The following is an 18,441-nucleotide window of genomic DNA, read 5'->3' as shown; positions in this document are numbered from 1 at the left end:
GCAATCCTTGTCATCGTTACTTTTGGAGGGATTTATAAGACATGCAATTCCATATAATTGTAATTGGGAAATTTACTTGCCCAAAATCAATTTTGCAGCTTGCTCCTGATCCTGCCAGTGCCAGGCGAGCGCCGCCGCATCGTTCGTAGTGATGACCAGCGCCAGAGGAAATCACGGACTCGTCGTCCGGCGCTGTTTTTCTTGAGTCCGGGCAGAGCCACAGCAGGGAGCAAATGATGAATACGCAAATTAACATCAGCTACAACGTGGAGTCGGACGAGATGCGAGACAAGACCGAGCTGGTGTTCCTGAAGCCGCAGAACCCGCAGAGCAATTACCAGATTCCTGCTTGGCAAGTATTGAAGGGCGTGCCTGGCCCCATCGAAGCGTTCGTCTACGACCATCAAATCCCGCTCGACGTGCGCAGCCATGGCGACGCGCTCACCAAGACCAATCCCTACAGCCAGTTCGACAGCGACTGGTACGTCAACGCCACGCCCGTCGTGACCACGCAGCCTGTCGATGCGCACTCGGCCACGGCCACTGAAGGGGACGTGACCTTGAACTGCAACCAGGATCGGTAAGACCTTGCCTGCGGCGCCAGCTACAGCGCCGACCCTGGCGCTGCTCACACGTCGACGGCCAGGGTGCCGCCCTTGGCGATCAGCTGTTCGGAACTTTGCTGGCATCCGGCCGGGCCGGTGCAGCGATGGGGCACCGCGTACGAGAGTAAGATGACGGCATTTCAAGACTGTGAGAGGCCCAGGTGCGCGTGTTGCTGGTGGAAGACGATCCGATGATCGGGGAAAGCCTGGTCGAGGGCTTGCGCGGCGAGTGCTATGCCGTGGACTGGGTACGCGACGGCCACGATGCGGAGCTGGCGCTGGCCGGCTTCGCCTACGATTTGATGCTGCTGGACCTGGGCTTGCCGGGCAAGGAGGGCATGGACGTGCTGCGCACCATGCGCGCGCGGGGCGCCGAGCTGCCCGTGCTGATCATCACGGCGCGCGACGGCACGCCGGCCCGCGTGGCAGGGCTCGACAGCGGCGCCGACGACTATCTGGTGAAACCGTTCGACCTCGACGAGCTGCTGGCGCGCATCCGCGCGTTGCTGCGGCGCCGGGTCAGCCGTTCGCGCTCCGTCATCGAGCATGGCGCGCTGATCCTGGACCTGGCCAGCCACGACGTCACGTTCGAGGGAGAGCTGATCAAGTTGCCTCCGCGCGAGTTTTCCGTGCTGCGTGCCTTGCTCGACCATCCGGGCAAGGTGGTGTCGAAACGGCAACTTGGCGAAAAACTGTACGGCTGGGATAGCGAAGTGGAAAGCAATACCGTCGACGTCTACGTCTACCAGCTGCGCAAGAAGCTGGGCGCGGACAGCATCCAGACCGTGCGCGGCGTGGGCTACAAGATGCGGGTGGCAACTTGATGACCATCCGCCGCCAGTTGCTGCTGGGTTTGCTGGCCGCCACCTTGCTGTGCGTGCTCGGCGCCGGCATTTCGCTGTTCCGCTCGCTGCTGGAAGAAGCCAATGAGCTGGCCGATTTGCAGCTGCGCCAGCTGGCAGTGGCCTTGCCCGACGAGTTCGAGCCGCAGACGGGCTCGCCGGCTGCGCAAGAGCCGGAAGAAGCGTTCGTGCTGCAGGCGTGGGACGAAGAGGGGCAGCCCTTGCCCGTCTTGCCGGATCAGCCGGCACTGCCGCGCTATGCGCTGGCCGGCTTTGCCGATGTCACCTTGCGCGGCGAAGACTGGCGCCTGTACGGCGAGACGCGGCGCGGCCGTTACGTGCAGGTGGCGCAGGCGCAGGCCGTGCGCGACCAGCTGGCCTGGCAAATGACCATGCGCGCCGGCGCGCCCTTGCTGGCGTTCGCGCTGCTGCTGGCACTGCTGATCGTCGCCGTCGTGGGGCGCGCGCTGGCGCCGCTGCACCGGCTGGCCGAATCGGTGGCGGGCCGTTCGCCGGATACGCTCACGCCCTTGGCGGCCGACGACATGCCGCCCGAACTGCGGCCCGTGGCGCTGGCGCTGAATGGCCTGATGGGGCAGTTCGAGGCGGCGCTGACGGCGCAGCGCACCTTTGTCGCCGATGCCGCGCATGAATTACGTTCGCCGCTGACGGCGCTGAAACTGCAGCTGCAGGTGGCCGAGCGGGCCGGCAGCGAGGAAGAACGCCGCGTGGCGCTGGCGCGGCTGCACGAAAGGCTGGACCGCAGCACGCACCTGGTACGGCAATTACTCAGCCTGGCGCGCCATGAAACGGCGCTGACGGCCAGCCAGCTGCAAACTGTTGATCTGGGACAGTTGCTGGAAGCGGCCGTGGCCGACCACAGCGCGCTGGCCGACAGCCGCGCCATCGATCTGGGCGTGCTGGAAACCGTGCCGGCCCCGGTGCTGGTGCAGGCCGATCCCGATGGCTTGCAAGTGTTGCTGAATAACCTGATCGACAACGCCTTGCGCTACACCCAGCGCGGCGGCAGGGTCGATTTGCAGGCTGCGCTGGAAGAGGGCCGGCCCCTGCTGCGCGTATCCGACAACGGTCCCGGCGTGCCGCGCCAGCACCATGCACGGCTGTTCGACCGCTTCTTCCGCCCCGACGGCAACGACGCCTGGGGCTGCGGCCTGGGCCTGTCCATCGTGCGCCACATCGCCGAGCACCACCGGGCCGATATCGCGCTTGCCGATGGGGCGGCGGGACGGGGACTGCAGGTGACGGTGCGCTTCCCGCAAGCGGCCTGAACGAAAAAAAGCGGCTGCCGGCGAGGGCATCCGCTTTTCAATCGCTGGCGAGGCGCTTACGCCAGCTCGGTGATGAACTGCTCGCGCGCAGGGCGCACTTTTTTCAGGTCCACCAGCCAGTCGCCCTCGTCGGCGCGGTAGCCGAGCGGCAGCATGACGACGGAACGCAGGCCTTTTTCGCGCAAGCCCAGGATTTCGTCGACCTTGGCCGGATCAAAACCTTCCATCGGCGTCGAATCGACTTTTTCCTGCGCGGCGGCGATCAGGGCCGTGCCCACGCCGATATACGCCTGGCGCGCCGCGTGCTGGTAGTTGGTTTCCGCATCGCGCTGCGGATACGTGGCGAGGATCTGCTGGCGGTACGCTTCCCAGCCTTCATTCTTGAAGCCGCGCACGGTGTTGACCAGGTCAAAGCGCGCGTTGATGCGTTCCACCGTGTAATTGTCCCAGGCGGCAAACACCAGCAGATGCGAGGCGTCCGTCACTTGCGACTGGTTCCACGCGTGCGGCTTGATCTGCTCGCGCAGGGCCGGATTCGTCACGACGAACACTTCATACGGGTGCAGCCCGCTGGAGCTGGCCGTCAGGCGCACGGCTTCCAGGATGCGCTCGACCTTGTCTTGCGGCACCGTTTTCGTCGGGTCCATTTTCTTGGTGGCGTAACGCCATTGCAGTGTTTCGAGCAAATCGGACATGTGAATCCCTTTCAGAGTGAATAGTTCAGATTGGAAATGATAGCGGATTCAGCCATTTCAAGTGCGGTGCCGCAAAGAGAGTTGTATAGATGAGCTGTCGCTGCCCTTTACAGCCCCACCATGGCCAGCTCCACCTCCGGGTAGCGCGCGCCCTGCACGCTGGCGGGCGCGATGGCGGCGCCGATGGCGGCCAGCTCGGCGCCGCTCAATTCGATCTGCGCGGCGGCGACGTTCTCTTCCAGGTGCGCCACGCTGCGGGCGCCGGGTATCGGCACGATGTCGTCGCCTTGCGCCAGCAGCCAGGCCAGGGCCAGCTGGGCCGCCGTGGCGCCGCGCGCCGCCGCCAGGCGCCGCAGTTCGGCCACCATGGTCGCGTTGGCCGCCATCGCCATCGGCTGGAAGCGGGGCAGGCTGTGGCGGTAGTCGTCTGGCGCCAGTGTGGCGCTGGAAGGCAACTGGCCCGTCAGGAAGCCCCGGCCCAGCGGGCTGTAGGGCACGAAACCGATGCCGAGCGCGCGGCAGGCGGGCAGCACGTCCGCTTCCACGTCGCGGCTCCACAGCGCGTATTCGGACTGCACGGCCGCAATCGGATGCACGGCGTGGGCGCGGCGCAGGGTGGCGGCCGACACTTCCGACAGCCCCAGGTGGCGCACCTTGCCCGCCCGCACCAGTTCGGCCATGGCGCCGACGACGTCTTCGATGGGCACGGCGGGGTCCACGCGGTGCTGGTACAGCAGGTCGATGCACTCGATGCCGAGCCTGGACAGCGATGCTTCCACGGCTTGCACGATGTGCTCCGGGCGGCTGTCCACGCCCGCCATGCGTTCCACACCCTGGCCGTGCGGCAAGATCTTGAAGCCGAACTTGGTGGCGATGCTGACTTTGCCGCGCAGTTCTTTCAGGGCGCGGCCTACTAAGTCCTCGTTGGCGTAGGGGCCGTAGACTTCGGCCGTGTCGATCAGGGTGACGCCCAGTTCCACGGCACGGTGCAGCACGCGCAGCGAGGCGGCTTCGTCGGCGCCGCCGTAGGCAAAGCTCATGCCCATGCAGCCCAGGCCGATGGGGGCGACGCGCAAGCCGGAGTTGCCCAGTGTTCTGTGTTCCATTTTTAACTCCTCGTCCAAAAAAGATGCAAGGAGTATGGGTGAAGCAACAGCATGCGATAAGATAGCCAATCCTGCATGTATTACTGAATTTTGTTCATGAATTTTTTCCTCGACAATGGCTGACCTCAACGAATTGACGGCCTTTGCCGCTGTCGCCCGCCTGCGCAGCTTTCGCCAGGCGGCCCTCGAGCGGGGCGTGTCCGCCAGCGCCCTCAGCCACGCATTGCGCGCGCTGGAAGAGCGCCTGGGCGTGCGCCTGCTGAACCGCACCACGCGCAGCGTCACGCCGACCGAGGCGGGGCGGCAGCTATTGGCGCGCCTCACGCCGGCCATGCGCGAAATTGACGATGCCTTGCTGGACTTGAGCGCCTTGCAGGATGTGCCCGCAGGCAAGCTGCGCCTGAACGTGCCCCGTCCGGCCGCGCGGCGGCTGCTCGCGCCCATGCTGGCCTGTTTTGTCGCACGCTATCCGCGCGTGCAGGTGGAAGTGGTCACCGATGACGGCATGATCGATATCGTGCGCGACGGTTTTGACGCGGGCATCCGCTTCGGCGAGCAGGTGGCGGCCGACATGATCGCCGTGCCCGTGGGTGCGCCGCAACCGTTCGTGGTGGTGGCGTCGCCCGCCTACCTGGCGGCGCATGGCGCGCCAGCCACGCCGCGCGACTTGCTGGAGCATGCCTGCATGGGCCGGCGTTTTCCCAGCGGGCGCCAGTATGCGTGGGAGTTCGAGCATGAGGGGGAAGCCGTCAGCATCGCCGTCAACGGCCCGCTGGTATTCGACGACGATGCACTGATGCTGCGCGCGGCCCGCGACGGCGCGGGGCTGGCGTATGTGTATGAAGCCGATGCGCGCGCCGACATCGCGGCGGGGCGGCTGGCGTGCGTGCTGCAGCGCTGCCTGCCGCCGCCGTCCCGCTACTTCCTGTACTACCCGAGCCGGCGGCAGATGCCGCCCATGCTGCGCGCCTTTGTCGACATGCTGCGCGCCGACGGTCCTGCTTAGGCAGCGGCCGGCGGCGCGCCGTGCTCGACCGGCCACTTGACGGTAAACACGCTGCCGCCCGCCTTGCCGCGCGTGCACGTCGCGCTGCCGCCATGCGCGCGCGCGATGGCTTCCACCACGGCCAGCCCCAGGCCGCTGCCCGCGTGCGGGTCGCCGCCGTCGCTGTCGCCGCGGCGGAACGCCTCGAACACGTGCGGCGCCAGTTCCTCGGCAATGCCGGGACCCGTATCCTCGACGCTCAGGTAGTACTGGCCCGCCTGCACGCGGGTGCGCACGCGCAGCAGGCCCGGATGCGCATAGCGGCGCGCGTTGTCGAGCAGGGCCAGCACGATTTGCCGGATGCGCGCCGCATCGCAGCAGACGGGGTGGTCGGACAGGTGCAGCTGCAGCGTAAAGCCGGCCGCTTCCATCTCCTGCGCCAGCAGGCGGCCCACTTCCTCGATTTCCAGGGTCAGGTCCGTCCACGCCATGCGCAGTTGCATGTGGCCGCTGTCGGCCAGGCTCAGGGTGCGCAAGTCCTCGATCAGGCGGCCAAGGTCTTCCACTTGCGCCAGCAGGCTGGAAAACGGCACTTCCTCGGGCTTGAAGACGCCATCGACGACGCCTTGCAAGGTGCCACGCAGGATGGTCACGGGCGTGCGCAGTTCGTGCGCGATGGCCGCATTCCACGTTTCGCTTTCCTTGGCGCCCCGCTGCAGGCGCTCGGCCATGCTGTTGAAGTCATCGACCAGCATGGCCGTCTCTCCCAGGCTGCGGTCGCCCGCGAAGGCGCGCGCGGACAGGTCGCCATGGGCCACGCGGCGCACGCTGTCCATCACGGAATTGATCGGTTTCAGGATGCGCGCGGCCAGCTTGATGGCGAAAAAGGCCGCCAGCAGCAAGCCGAAGATGGTGATGGCGAAGATCCACAGCCACTCGACGGTGCTGGGCGACCAGTCGTCCGGCTCGGACAGCATGTCGGGATCGATCTTGAAGGCGACGGCAAAGAAGATCCATGAGCCCATCCAGATGATCAGGATGCTGCTGACCATCAGCACGGACATCGACAGCACGATCTGCCGGTTCAGGCCCGTGAAGCGCATCAGTCGCTTTCCAGCCGGTAGCCCACGCCGCGCAGGCTGGCCGGCATGTTCATCACGCCCGCTTCCTCGAGCTTCTTGCGCAGCTTGCTGACGTGGCTGTCCACCGTGCGTTCCATCGAATTGCTCTCGGGCATGCACGACTCCAGCAACTCCAGGCGGCTGCAGACGCGGCGCGGCGTGCGCGCCAGATGCGCCAGCAGGCGAAACTCCGTCAACGTCAGGCTGAGCATGAGAGGCTGGGCCATGCCATCCTGCAGCACGCTGGCCACATACGTTTCCTGGTCGATGTCGATGGGACCGCAGCGCAGGCGCTGGCCGCCCACCGGATGGTGGCGCACGCGCGAGCGGCGCAGCACGGCGGCCACGCGGGCCACCACTTCGGCCGGATTGAAGGGCTTGATGATGTAGTCGTCGGCGCCCACGCGCAGCGCGGCCAGTTTATCGGCATCCTGGTCGCGCGCCGTGAGCATGATGACGGGCGTCTCGCCGCGCCGCCGCACTTCCGCCAGCACGCCCCAGCCATCGACTCTGGGCATTTGCACGTCGAGCAGCAGCAGGTCCGGCGCCAGCGCCAGGTGCTGCTGCAGCGCTTCCTGGCCATCGAGGGCGAAGGCCGTGCGGTAGCCGTCGCGCTCCAGGTAACCGGCGAGGATGCGGGCGATTTGCGGTTCATCTTCGGCGATCAGGACGAGGGCGGAAGGCGGCGTGGTGGCAAGGAAAGAGGGCTGGCTGGCGCTGTGATGATAGTTCATGCAGGAGTCTAGCATTCTTCTTTCTCTCCATCGAATCTCCACATTTCTTTGACAGAATATCCACGCAAGGCTTTTATGCTGCGCGTATCTGTCGACCGGACCGCCGGTTGGGATCCGCCATAGAGAGAGTCATGCCAGTCAAGTACCTCACCAGGAAAAACATGTTGATCGCCGCGGCACTGCTCAGCCTTGCCGCCTGTTCCAAACCTGCGCCGGAGGAAGCGGCCACGCCACCGGCTTCCGTGACGGTGCTCAAGCTGCAGGCGGCGCCCGTCGTCCTGAGCGACGAATTGCCGGGCCGGGTGGCGGCCTTCCGTATGGCCGATATCCGCCCGCAGGTGGGCGGCATCGTGCTGCGCCGCCAGTTCGAGCAGGGCGCCGACGTGACAGCGGGGCAGAAGCTGTTCCAGCTGAACCCCGCGCCATTCCAGGCGGACGTCGATTCGGCCGCCGCCGCCCTGCAGCACGCGGTGGCCACGGCGAATCGCGCCAGCAGCCAGGCGGAGCGCCTGAAACCGCTGGTGGAAGCGGATGCCATCAGCCGCCAGGCATATGACGATGCCGTGGCCCAGCGCGAGCAGGCCGTGGCCACCGTGGCGCAGGCGCGCGCCAGCCTGGCACGGCGCCGCCTGGACCTGGCCTTTGCCAGCATCGAGGCACCGATTGCCGGGCGCATCGGCTCCGAACTGGTGACGGAAGGCGCGCTCGTGGGCCTGGCGGACGCCACGCCGATGGCGCGCATCCAGCAGATCGACAAGGTGTATGTCGACGTGCGCCAGCCGGCCGCCGCGCTGGCCGCGCTGCAAGCCTCGGGTACTGGTGGCGCGGATAAGCTGCCCGTGACCATTTTAGGCGCCGACGGCCAGCCGCATCCCGTCACGGGGCGCATCCTGTTCTCGGGCATCAGCGTCGATGCGGGCACGGGCGACGCCGTCATCCGCATGCTGGTCGATAACCCGCAGCGCCAGCTGCTGCCGGGCATGTTCGTGCGCGCCCGCATCGCCCGCGCCGTGCAGGCGCATGGCGTGCTCGTGCCGCAGCAAGCCGTCTTGCACAACAGCGGCGGCCAGGCGCAGGCCTGGGTGCTGGACGGCACGAACAAAGCCAGCCTGAAACCGATTACCGTGGGCGACGTGGTTGACCATCAGTATGTGGTCAACGGTGGCCTGAAGGCGGGCGACACCGTCGTCATCGAAGGCCAGGAACGCCTGCAGCCGGGCGCCACCGCCGCGCCGCAGCCATGGAAGCCGACTGTCGTGGCAACGGCGGCTGCCGCCAAGGCCCGTTGATGCACACTTTGAATACAATGAAAGCTTAACGACATGCCTCAATTTTTCATCAACCGCCCCGTCTTTGCGTGGGTGGTGGCGGTCTTCATCGTCCTGTTCGGACTGATCGCCATACCGCAATTGCCGATTGCGCGCTTCCCTTCCGTGGCGCCGCCCAGCGTCAGCATCAGCGCCAACTATCCTGGCGCCACGCCGCAAACCATGAACGATTCCGTGGTGGGCCTGATCGAACGCGAACTGTCGGGCGTCAAGCACCTGCTGTATTTCGAGTCGTCCACCGATACCTCGGGTTCGGCCTCGATCAGCGTCACCTTCCAGCCCGGCACGGATCCGGAAATGGCGCAGGTGGACGTGCAAAACCGCCTGAAAGCCATCGAACCGCGCCTGCCGCAGGCTGTGCGGCAAAATGGCTTGACGGTGGAATCGGCATCGTCCGGTTTCCTGATGATCGTCAGCCTGATTTCCGAGACTGGCCAGCATGACGAAGTGGCGCTGGGCGACTACCTGGCGCGCAACGTGACGGAAGAACTGCGCCGCATTCCCGGCGTGGGCAAGGTGCAGCTGTTCGGCTCCGAGCGGGCCATGCGCATCTGGGTCGATCCGGCCAAGCTGGTGTCGTACAACATCGCCATGGGCGAGCTGACGGCCGCCATCGCGCAGCAGAATGCGCAGATCGCGCCGGGCCGCCTCGGCGATTCGCCCGCCGTGCATGGCCAGCGCGTGACGATTCCGCTGACGGTGCAGGGCCAGCTGCAAACCCCGGCCGAATTTGCCGCCATCGTGCTACGGGCGAATGCGGATGGCTCGAAAGTGACCATCGGCGACGTGGCGAAAGTGGCGCTGGGCGCGCAAAGCTTCAATTTCAGCATCCGCGAAAACGGGCAAGCCGCGTCGGGTGCCGCCATCATGCTGTCGCCGGGCGCCAACGCCGTGCAGACGGCCGCCGCCGTGCGCGCGCGCATGGCCGAACTGGCCCATACCATGCCGGCCGGGATCAAGTATTCGGTGCCGTTCGATACGGCGCCGTTCGTGAAAATCTCGATTGAAAAGGTGATTGTCACGCTGCTGGAGGCGATGGTGCTGGTCTTCCTCGTCATGTATCTGTTCCTGCAAAAGATACGCTACACCCTGATTCCCGCCATCGTCGCGCCGATCGCCCTGATGGGCACTTTTACCGTGATGCTGCTGGCCGGCTATTCCATCAACGTGCTGACCATGTTCGGCATGGTGCTGGCCATCGGCATCATCGTCGATGACGCCATCGTCGTGGTGGAAGCCGTCGAGCGCCTGATGGCCACCGAAGGCCTGTCGCCGAAGGAAGCGACGTCGAAAGCCATGCGCGAAATCACGGGGGCGGTCGTGGGCATCACGCTGGTGCTGACGGCCGTGTTCATCCCGATGGCGCTGGCCAGCGGTTCCGTGGGCGCCATCTACCGCCAGTTCACCCTGGCGATGGCCGTGTCGATTTTGTTCTCGGCGTTTTTGGCACTCACCCTGACGCCGGCACTGTGCGCCACCATGTTGAAACCGATTGGTCCGCACGATCATGACAAGAAGGGCTTCTTCCTGTGGTTCGACCGCCAGTTTGACCGCATGACGGCCCGCTATGAACAGGGCGTGGTGGCGATGCTGAAACGCGCCGGCCGTTCAATGGTGGTGTATGGCGCCATCGTCGCGGTGCTGGGCGTGGCCTTCATGCAGCTGCCGTCGGCCTTTTTGCCGGAAGAAGACCAGGGCTATTTCATTACCTCGATCCAGTTGCCATCGGACGCCACCATGGAGCGCACGCTCGATGTCGTCAAATTGTACGAGCAGCACGTGGCCACGCGGCCCGGCATTGAGGTGAACCAGTCGATCCTCGGCTTCAGCTTTTCCGGCGCGGGACCGAACGCGGGCCTGGCCTTCACCATGCTGAAGGACTGGAAACAGCGCAACGGCGCCACGGCGCAGGAAGAAGTGGCGCTGGCGCAGGCCGCCATGTCGCAGGCGAAGGAGGGCGTGATCATGAGCCTGATGCCGCCCGCCATCGATGAACTGGGCAACTCGTCCGGCTTTTCGATGCGCCTGCAAGACCGCGCCAGCCAGGGTGTCAACGCCCTGCAGGCGGCGCAGAACCAGTTGCTGGGACTGGCCGCGCAAAGCGGCAAGGTGGCGGGCGTGTATCCGGACGGCTTGCCGCCCGGCGCCAGCGTGCGCCTCGATATCGACCGCACCAAGGCCGAGGCATTGGGCGTGTCATTTACAGCGATTGCCGACATGCTGACGGCGGCCATGGGCTCGACCTATGTCAACGATTTCCCGAACGCGGGCCGCATGCAGCAGGTGATCATCCAGGCCGACGCGCCGTCGCGCATGCAGCTCAACGACGTGCTGGCCTTGCGCATTCGCAATAACGCGGGCGGCATGGTGGCCCTGGGTGAGCTGGTGCGCCCCGTGTGGAGCGAGTCGCCGCTGCAACTGGTGCGCTACCAGGGCTATCCGGCGGCGCGCATTTCCGGCAGCGCCGCGCCCGGCGTATCCAGCGGCGACGCCATGCTGGAAATGGAGCGGCTCGTGAAACAGCTGCCGCCGGGCTTCGCGCTGGCGTGGACGGGACAGTCGCTGCAAGAGAAGGAATCAGCGTCGCAAGCGCCGATGCTGATGGCGCTGTCGATGCTGGTGGTCTTCCTCGTGCTGGCGGCCTTGTATGAAAGCTGGTCGATCCCCGTCTCCGTGATGCTGGTGGTGCCTTTGGGCCTGTTGGGCGCCGTGCTGGCCGTGATGGTGCGCGGCATGCCGAACGACGTGTTCTTCAAGGTGGGCATGATCACGATCATCGGCCTGTCGGCGAAGAATGCCATTTTGATCGTCGAATATGCGCGCCAGTTGCAGGCGCAAGGGCGCGGACTGGTCGAGGCGACGGTGGAAGCGGCCCGCTTGCGCTTGCGTCCGATTTTGATGACGTCATTGGCGTTCGCGCTGGGCGTGGTGCCGCTGATGCTGGCCACGGGCGCCAGCGCCGAGACGCAGCACGCGATCGGCACGGGCGTGTTCGGCGGCATGATCACCGCCACCGTGCTGGCCGTGTTTTTCGTGCCCGTGTTCTTTGTCGTGGTGCTGGGCGCCGTCGACAAGATGGGCACGTACTTCAAGAAACGCAATAATCACACTGCGGTTAAAGCGGTGGAAGGAGAGTCGTAATGCGTTTATTTTTTCTCACACCGCTGGCCGCGCTGGCCCTGTCGGCGTGTTCATTGACGCCGCCGCTGGTCAAGCCGGCGCCGCCCATCCCTGCCGCTTATGGCGAGGCCTTCGCGCCAGCCACGGCCGACACCGCGGCCGACCTGGGCTGGCGCCAGATGCTGCTCGACCTACGCCTGCAGCGCCTGGTCGACATCGCGCTGGAAAACAACCGCGACTTGCGCGTGGCGTCCCTCAACGTGGAAGCCGTGCGGGCCCAGTATCAGATCCAGGATGCGGGCCGCTATCCGGCCGTCGGCGCGAATGCGGGCGGCGTGCGCCAGCGCGGCGCCGATGCCAGGCTTCAAAACACGTTCACGGCCGGCATCGCCATGAGCGCATTCGAGATCGACCTGTTCGGCCGCCTGCGTTCGCTGTCGGACGCGGCGTTTGCCCGCTACCTGGCCACGCAGCAGGGCCAGCGCGCCGCGCGCATGGCCCTGATCGGCGGCGTGGCCGACGCCTACCTGGAGCAGCGGCTGGCCGAGGAACAGCTGGCGCTGGCGCGGCAAACCCTGCTTGACTGGCGCCAGGCGCTGGTCCTGACGCAGCGCCTGCATGGCGCGCAGCAGGGCAGCGGCCTGGACGTGGCGCAAGCGGAAGGGCAGGCGGCGACGGCGGAAGCGGACGTGCAGGCGCGCGTCCGGGCCAGCTTATTGGCGCGCAACAACCTGGAATTGCTGCTCGGTGCGCCGTTGCCGGCCGATTTGCCCGCTGGCCGGCCGCTCGATGGTCAGCCCGTGCTGACGCAGCTGCCGCCCGGCTTGCCGTCGGACTTGCTGGCGCGCCGGCCCGATATCTTGCAAGCCGAATATGCGCTGGTGGCGGCGAACGCGGAAATCGGCGCCGCCCGCGCCGCCTTCTTCCCCCGTCTGTCGCTGACGGCGTCGCTGGGCCTGGCCAGTCCGGAACTCGGCGACCTGTTCCGTGGCAGCGCGCGCAGCTGGTCGTTTGCGCCGCAAGTGACGCAACCGCTGTTCCAGGGCGGCCAGCTGCGCGCGGAACTGCAGCTGTCGCGGCTGCGCAAGGACGTGGCCGTGCTGCAATACGAGCAGGCGATCCAGACGGCCTTCCGCGAAGTGCGCGACGGCCTGGCCGGCGGCGCCACATATGCGCAGCAGATCGATGCGCAAGAACGCGTGGTGGTGGCGGCGCGCCAACGCCAGCGCCTGTCGCAGCTGCGCTACGACGCGGGGCAGGACAGCCGGCTGGAATTGCTCGACGCGCAGCGCCAGTCGTATGCGGCGCAGCAAGCCCTGCTCGACGCGCGGCGCGACCAGTTCAAGTCGGCCGTGGCCCTGTACAAGGCGCTGGGGGGAGGGCTGGAGGAGTAGGTGAATTCGTCATCGCAATGCATCGGGCACGTGTATGGAGCATGGAATGATTTCAAAATAGCAAGTGTATTACCGCTTTGGTGTTATTATTGAAATAGCATCACTATTCCTCTGTATTCGATGCGGGATGGTGTATTTCCTGGTCCACCATTCAAAAGGAGTCTGCATGCGTCAGCCCCATGTCGCGCTATTGTTATCTGTTTGCATAGGCGCAGCGCACGCTGCGCCCACGATCCTGGCATTCGATGCCGATCACCTGAAGGTGGTGGAAGGCCAGCCTGTGCGCCTGTACTGGGAGGTGAGCGGGGCCGCCACGGTCACGCTGAATGGCGTGCCGGTCAGCGGCAACAGCCAGATCGTCAGTTATGCCGCTGGCGATGCTTCCACGCTGCGCCATACCTTGACTGCCAGCACTCCCGGCGAGCCGGAAACGGCCACGCGCACCATCGAACTGTCTGCCGGGGTGGTGCTGGACAAGGACTATATTCCTGAATCGTACGCGGCCGGCTGCAAACCCGTACAGGAAGCCGATTTTGTCGTGGAGCATGAGTATGCCCGCATCGAGCCGCGCGACTGTACGTCCGTGAAAGTGCGCAATCCCGTGTTTGTCTGGCCTGATGTTTATGACGTCGCAGAAATGGTCTTGACGGTCAATTTTCCCAGTGGAAAGAGCCCATTGCGCATTACCACGACGCGCACGTCGCTGATTCTTCCCGAGTTGTTGAACGAAACGGGGCTGTACACGTGGCAGGTGGAGTATCGCCTGCCGGGCGGCCAAAGCAGGTCCGGCGAGGTCCGGCGTTTTCATTTCGATGGCAATGCTGTCGACAACCTGCCCGACCTGCCCACCGCTGCCGAAGTCGTGGCCAGGATCGGACAGCGTTTGCATCCACGGCTGATTCCGCTGGCGGCGAATGGCCAAGTCATGCAAATGTCGGCCATCCACGCCGCCGTGCAGGCAAGTCCCCTGGCAGCCTCCTACGAAACGTATCTGGCCGAGGCGGAGCAGGTATTGGCCAATGAACAATACGTCATGCCTGCAGAGCCCACCGCCGGCCAGGGGGCAAGCACTATCGAGGACGCATCGTTCAGGGCGGCGCAGGGAATAGAGCGGCTGGCCGTGGCGGCGCTGGTCAAGGGCGACCAGCGCTATCACGCGCAGGCCATTGCCCGCCTGCTGCAACTGGCCAGCTGGGCGCCGGACGGCGTGAGCGGCGAATGCCAGCAGGATCAGGCCAACATGCAGATCATGGTCGCCCTGGCGCAAGGCTTGGACATGCTTTACTACAATATGACCGGGGCGGACCGCTATGTGCTCATCAATGCGATCAACGCACGGCTCAATCCCTTGATGTACAAGATGGAGGCAGGTTTGCGCGCCAATCCGTATGACTCCCATGTCCTGGCCTCCGCCTACTATGCGGTGCAAACCCTGATGCTGTCGGCTGGCGCCGTCGGTCAGGGACCGCTCGGCGATGTGACGTTTGAACAGGGCGCGCAATATGACAAGTCCTGCGATGCCAACAACAAGCCGCTGGCGCCGTTTGACCGTTTCTCCGCCGCCTGGGAAACGCTGATCACGAGTTCCGGCACGTGGGGCGGCGGCACGGACAGCGCGTTTGGCAACAGCGTCAGTTATGCGTGGTACGCGCTCAACTCCTATGCGCCGGCCATGGCCTCGTATCTGTTGATGGCCAACGTGGATATCAGCCGTATCCCCGCGCTGCGGCAGTTTGGTGACAATTTCCATGCGCACACGGTGCGGGATCGATCGAGCAAGGTGCGCAGCGCATTCGGCGACGGTAGCAACCACACGGGACATTATGCATCCTATGCCTGGGACTCCTACCGCCTGTTCGCCCAGGTATCGCAAAATCCTGTCGACGAATGGTATTACCGTGACCATATTGAGCAGACCCAGTCGCTGGCCTTGCCCTTCCAGCATTATTTCCTGACAGCACTCAGGCCGCCCGTTGAACCCGCCGTGCTTCCCGCATTGAAGCGCACGTATCTGTTCGAGGATGCGGGTGTGGTTGCCATGCACTCCGATACGGCCGATCCGCAGCGCTCGAGCCTGTTTTTCCGTTCCAGCCGTCTTGGCGCGATCAACCATAGCCATGCGGACAACAATGCCTTTACCTTTGTGTCAAAAGGCAAGAGTATTTTCATTTCCGGCGGCATCTATGATGATTTTGGCAGCGTGCCGGAGCAGCTGATAAGGCGTTCCACGCGCTACAAGAATGCGCTGACGTTCGATGCGGGGGCAGGGTATAACAACGCCGGCATAGGCCAGGCCGAGTCGACGGCAAACCCCGTTGCGCCGGGCGCGCCGCGGTTTTATACGCAGCCACATGGCAGGCTGATCAATTTTTATGCGGCCGAGACTAGCGACTGGTCGGTTGCCACCGGGGACGCCACGGCCGCTTACCGCAGCCTCGACGAAAATACGTGGGCTTGGACCCCCTTGCTGCAAGGGGCGGTGCGTACTGTCGCCTATAACGCCAAGGCAGGCGTGGCCCTGATTTACGATTGGGCGCAGAGTGCGACCAAGCGCCGCTGGCAGATGAACTACCAGACGCTGGTGGCGCCGGTGGACATCGGGGCGCGTGAATTCAAGGTCAATGCGGGCGATGGCGTCAGCGTCTGCGTCAACTATCACGGCTATGACGGAAAGTATGCGGCGCCGGAAAAAATGTCCAAGGTGGCCAAGAACGCGCAACTGACATGGCCGGCAGGCGAACCTGAGCAATACCACACCGCGTACAAGACCAATATACGCAGCAATTCCCTGGCCAGCCTGATCGTCTTGAAGGAAGACTGCAATGCCGTTTCCGTGACGGCCGAATATTTGTCGCCGACCAAGCTGCTCGTCAAGGTCGATACCAGCTGGTTCATCTTCGATAAAAAGGCGGTGCAGCTATCCGAGTAACTGCAGCGACGGCCTGGCAGGTGAATCATTGCTTTGATTCTATTTGATATTTCCAGTATTATGGAATCATTGCATCCATTCACCAGCCCAGGCGCGATTGCGCGCCTTGCCGCCTTATCCGGAACCTCGCCGCATGCTGACCGCTTTCCTGATCTTTCTCGCCACATTAACCCTGGTCATCTGGCAGCCGCGTGGCCTGGGCATCGGCTGGAGCGCCGTCATCGGTGCTGGTGTCGCCTTGCTGGCCGGCGTCATCCACTGGGGCGACATTCCCGTCGTCTGGCATATCGTGTGGAACGCCACCGGTACCTTCATCGCCGTGATCATCATCAGCCTGCTGCTGGACGCGGCCGGTTTTTTCGAATGGGCCGCCTTGCACGTGGCGCGCTGGGGCGGCGGCAGCGGCAGGAAACTGTTCGTGCTGCTGGTCTTGCTGGGCGCGCTGGTGTCCGCCGTGTTCGCCAACGACGGCGCCGCGCTGATATTGACGCCCATCGTCATCGCCATGCTGCGGGCATTGAAATTTTCCGCCAAAGCCACCCTGGCCTATGTGATGGCGGCCGGCTTTATTGCGGACACGGCCAGCCTGCCGCTGGTGGTATCGAATCTGGTCAATATCGTCTCGGCCGACTATTTCAAGATCGGCTTTGCCCGGTATGCGTCCGTGATGGTGCCCGTCAACGTCGTCGCCGTGGCCGCCACCCTGGGCGTCTTGCTGCTCTTCTTCCGCCAGGATATCCCGCGCGATTACGATGCCTCGCAACTGAAGCGCCCGGACGCCGCCATCCGCGACTTGTCCACCTTCCGCGCCGGCTGGCTGGTGCTGGCGCTGCTGCTGGTGGGCTTTTTCTCGCAGGAACACCTGGGCGTGCCCATCAGCCTGATCGCCGCCGTGGGCGCCGCGCTGCTGCTGGGTGTGGCGGGCAAGGGCCATGTGATTTCCACGCGTCATGTGATCCGTCATGCGCCGTGGCATATCGTCGTCTTTTCACTGGGCATGTATCTGGTCGTGTACGGCTTGCGCAACGCGGGCTTGACGGCGTACCTGACGGGCATGCTGAACCACTTTGCCCAGTATGGCGTGTGGGGTGCGGCCATGGGCACGGGCGTGCTGACGGCCTTGCTGTCGTCCGTGATGAACAACTTGCCGACGGTGCTGGTGGGCGCGCTGGCCATCGACCCGACGACGGCGCAGGGGGCCGTGCGCGAAGCGATGATTTACGCCAACGTCATCGGCAGCGACCTGGGGCCGAAGATCACGCCGATCGGCAGCCTGGCCACCTTGCTGTGGCTGCATGTGCTCGACAGCAAGAATATCCACATTTCCTGGGGATACTATTTCCGCGTCGGCATCGTGCTGACCGTGCCCGTGCTGCTGGTGACCCTGGCCGCACTGGCGCTGCGCTTGTCCTGAGTTCCGTGTATGGTGCTCACTGTGAGCAACTTTTTCCTGGGAAATGATGAAACTATTGCTTGTGGGCGCCACGGGCCTGGTGGGCCGCGAAGTGCTGCGCCTGGCGCTGAGTGACGCGCGCGTCACGGCCATCGTCGCGCCGGTGCGCAAGGCCTTGCCGCCCCATGCGAAACTACACGCGCCCCTCGTTGATTTCGATCAATTGCCGCCCGATGCACCGTGGTGGCAGGCCGACGCCGTCATCTGCACCCTGGGCACGACCATGAAGGTGGCCGGCACGCGGCAGGCGTTCTTGCGCGTGGACCACGATTATCCGCTGGCCGTGGCGCGTCTGGCGCTGGCGGCGGGCACGCGCACGTATGCGCTCAATTCGGCCGCCGGCGCCAACGCCGGCTCGCGCATCTTCTACAACCGCGTCAAGGGCGAGCTGGAACGCGACCTGGAGCCGCTGGGTTTTGCATCGCTCACCTACGTGCGCCCGGGCCTGATCGGCGGCGAGCGCGACGTGGCGCGCGCTGGCGAGGGCGCCGCCTTGCGCCTGCTGCGCGCGCTGGGGCCCGTGCTGCCGCGCCGCTGGCGCATCAATCCCGCGCCGCGCATCGCGCAAGCCCTGCTGGAAGCGGCGCTGGCCGGCGCGCCGGGCGTGCATGTCGTCAGTTCGGAGCAACTTTCGGCTTCAATCCCGTGAAGGTGACGCCGGACGGCTTCGGGCCCGGCATCGACCAGTGGGACATGATGTTGCAACTGCCTGCGTAGCGATCGCAGGCAGCCATGGCGTCAAGCGGCGCTCAGATACTGATTGAAATGCCAACCTTTATCGCTTACCATCGTTGGATGTTTTCACTAGGAAAGATTCCCATGCGCCCTACGTTCTTGTCT

General features: G+C 64.9%; 14 protein-coding genes. 10 read left to right on the top strand and 4 right to left on the bottom strand.

What is annotated here, in order from left to right:
* The first annotated feature begins 233 nt into the window (after nt 1-233).
* From KY494_RS04270 to KY494_RS04260, 3 genes are all read left to right on the top strand, one after another.
* Nucleotides 234-584 (top strand): hypothetical protein, encoded by a 351-nt coding sequence (locus KY494_RS04270; RefSeq protein WP_219890036.1) that lies wholly within the window; start codon nt 234-236, stop codon nt 582-584.
* Between the two features lie 182 nt (nt 585-766).
* Nucleotides 767-1,429: a response regulator transcription factor gene (locus KY494_RS04265; RefSeq protein ID WP_219890035.1), complete on the top strand. Its 663-nt coding sequence runs from the start codon at nt 767-769 to the stop codon at nt 1,427-1,429.
* Nucleotides 1,429-2,736, top strand: a complete 1,308-nt coding sequence (locus KY494_RS04260; RefSeq protein ID WP_219890034.1) for an ATP-binding protein — start codon at nt 1,429-1,431, stop codon at nt 2,734-2,736. Before KY494_RS04265 ends, KY494_RS04260 begins: the two co-directional genes overlap by 1 nt.
* A gap of 56 nt (nt 2,737-2,792) precedes the next feature.
* Here KY494_RS04260 and KY494_RS04255 read toward each other — a convergent pair whose 3' ends face one another.
* Both KY494_RS04255 and KY494_RS04250 read right to left on the bottom strand, forming a co-directional pair.
* Nucleotides 2,793-3,431, bottom strand: a complete 639-nt coding sequence (locus KY494_RS04255) for an NAD(P)H-dependent oxidoreductase (RefSeq protein ID WP_219890033.1) — start codon at nt 3,429-3,431, stop codon at nt 2,793-2,795.
* 107 nt (nt 3,432-3,538) lie between these two features.
* A complete protein-coding gene (locus KY494_RS04250; protein ID WP_219890032.1) occupies nt 3,539-4,537 on the bottom strand; it encodes an aldo/keto reductase in 999 nt (332 codons plus the stop codon).
* Between the two features lie 115 nt (nt 4,538-4,652).
* On the opposite strand from KY494_RS04250, the gene KY494_RS04245 reads away from it, so the two are divergent.
* Nucleotides 4,653-5,543: a LysR family transcriptional regulator gene (locus tag KY494_RS04245; RefSeq protein ID WP_219890031.1), complete on the top strand. Its 891-nt coding sequence runs from the start codon at nt 4,653-4,655 to the stop codon at nt 5,541-5,543.
* Here the strand turns inward: KY494_RS04245 and KY494_RS04240 are convergent.
* Entirely contained in the window at nt 5,540-6,625 is a 1,086-nt protein-coding gene (locus KY494_RS04240; RefSeq protein ID WP_219890030.1) for an ATP-binding protein, read from the bottom strand. The genes KY494_RS04245 and KY494_RS04240 overlap by 4 nt on opposite strands.
* The gene (locus KY494_RS04235) at nt 6,625-7,377 is read right to left on the bottom strand and encodes a response regulator (protein ID WP_077403452.1); all 753 of its coding nucleotides are present in this window, start codon (nt 7,375-7,377) and stop codon (nt 6,625-6,627) included. The genes KY494_RS04240 and KY494_RS04235 overlap by 1 nt, the downstream gene beginning before the upstream one ends.
* 161 nt (nt 7,378-7,538) lie before the next feature.
* Between KY494_RS04235 and KY494_RS04230 the strand changes: the two genes are divergently transcribed.
* The 6 genes from KY494_RS04230 to KY494_RS04205 all read left to right on the top strand — a co-directional run bounded on the left by KY494_RS04230 (nt 7,539) and on the right by KY494_RS04205 (nt 18,250).
* Nucleotides 7,539-8,666 carry an efflux RND transporter periplasmic adaptor subunit gene (locus KY494_RS04230; protein ID WP_219890029.1) on the top strand — a complete coding sequence of 376 codons (1,128 nt, stop codon included), beginning with the start codon at nt 7,539-7,541 and terminating at the stop codon, nt 8,664-8,666.
* 33 nt (nt 8,667-8,699) lie between these two features.
* Nucleotides 8,700-11,846: an efflux RND transporter permease subunit gene (locus tag KY494_RS04225; protein ID WP_219890028.1), complete on the top strand. Its 3,147-nt coding sequence runs from the start codon at nt 8,700-8,702 to the stop codon at nt 11,844-11,846.
* A complete protein-coding gene (locus tag KY494_RS04220; RefSeq protein ID WP_219890027.1) occupies nt 11,846-13,219 on the top strand; it encodes an efflux transporter outer membrane subunit in 1,374 nt (457 codons plus the stop codon). The genes KY494_RS04225 and KY494_RS04220 overlap by 1 nt, the downstream gene beginning before the upstream one ends.
* Before the next feature lie 166 nt (nt 13,220-13,385).
* Entirely contained in the window at nt 13,386-16,148 is a 2,763-nt protein-coding gene (locus KY494_RS04215) for a DUF4962 domain-containing protein (protein ID WP_219890026.1), read from the top strand.
* Nucleotides 16,149-16,281: 133 nt separating this feature from the next.
* Complete coding sequence (locus tag KY494_RS04210; protein WP_219890025.1) at nt 16,282-17,562, top strand: arsenic transporter; 1,281 nt, start codon at nt 16,282-16,284, stop codon at nt 17,560-17,562.
* A gap of 46 nt (nt 17,563-17,608) precedes the next feature.
* A complete protein-coding gene (locus KY494_RS04205; RefSeq protein WP_219890024.1) occupies nt 17,609-18,250 on the top strand; it encodes an NAD-dependent dehydratase in 642 nt (213 codons plus the stop codon).
* Nucleotides 18,251-18,441 lie beyond the last annotated feature (191 nt).

Source organism: Janthinobacterium sp. PAMC25594 (genome assembly GCF_019443505.1).
Taxonomy (GTDB): domain Bacteria; phylum Pseudomonadota; class Gammaproteobacteria; order Burkholderiales; family Burkholderiaceae_D; genus Janthinobacterium.
Note: the sequence above shows the minus strand (reverse complement) of the source record. Positions and strands in the feature narration are given on the sequence as shown.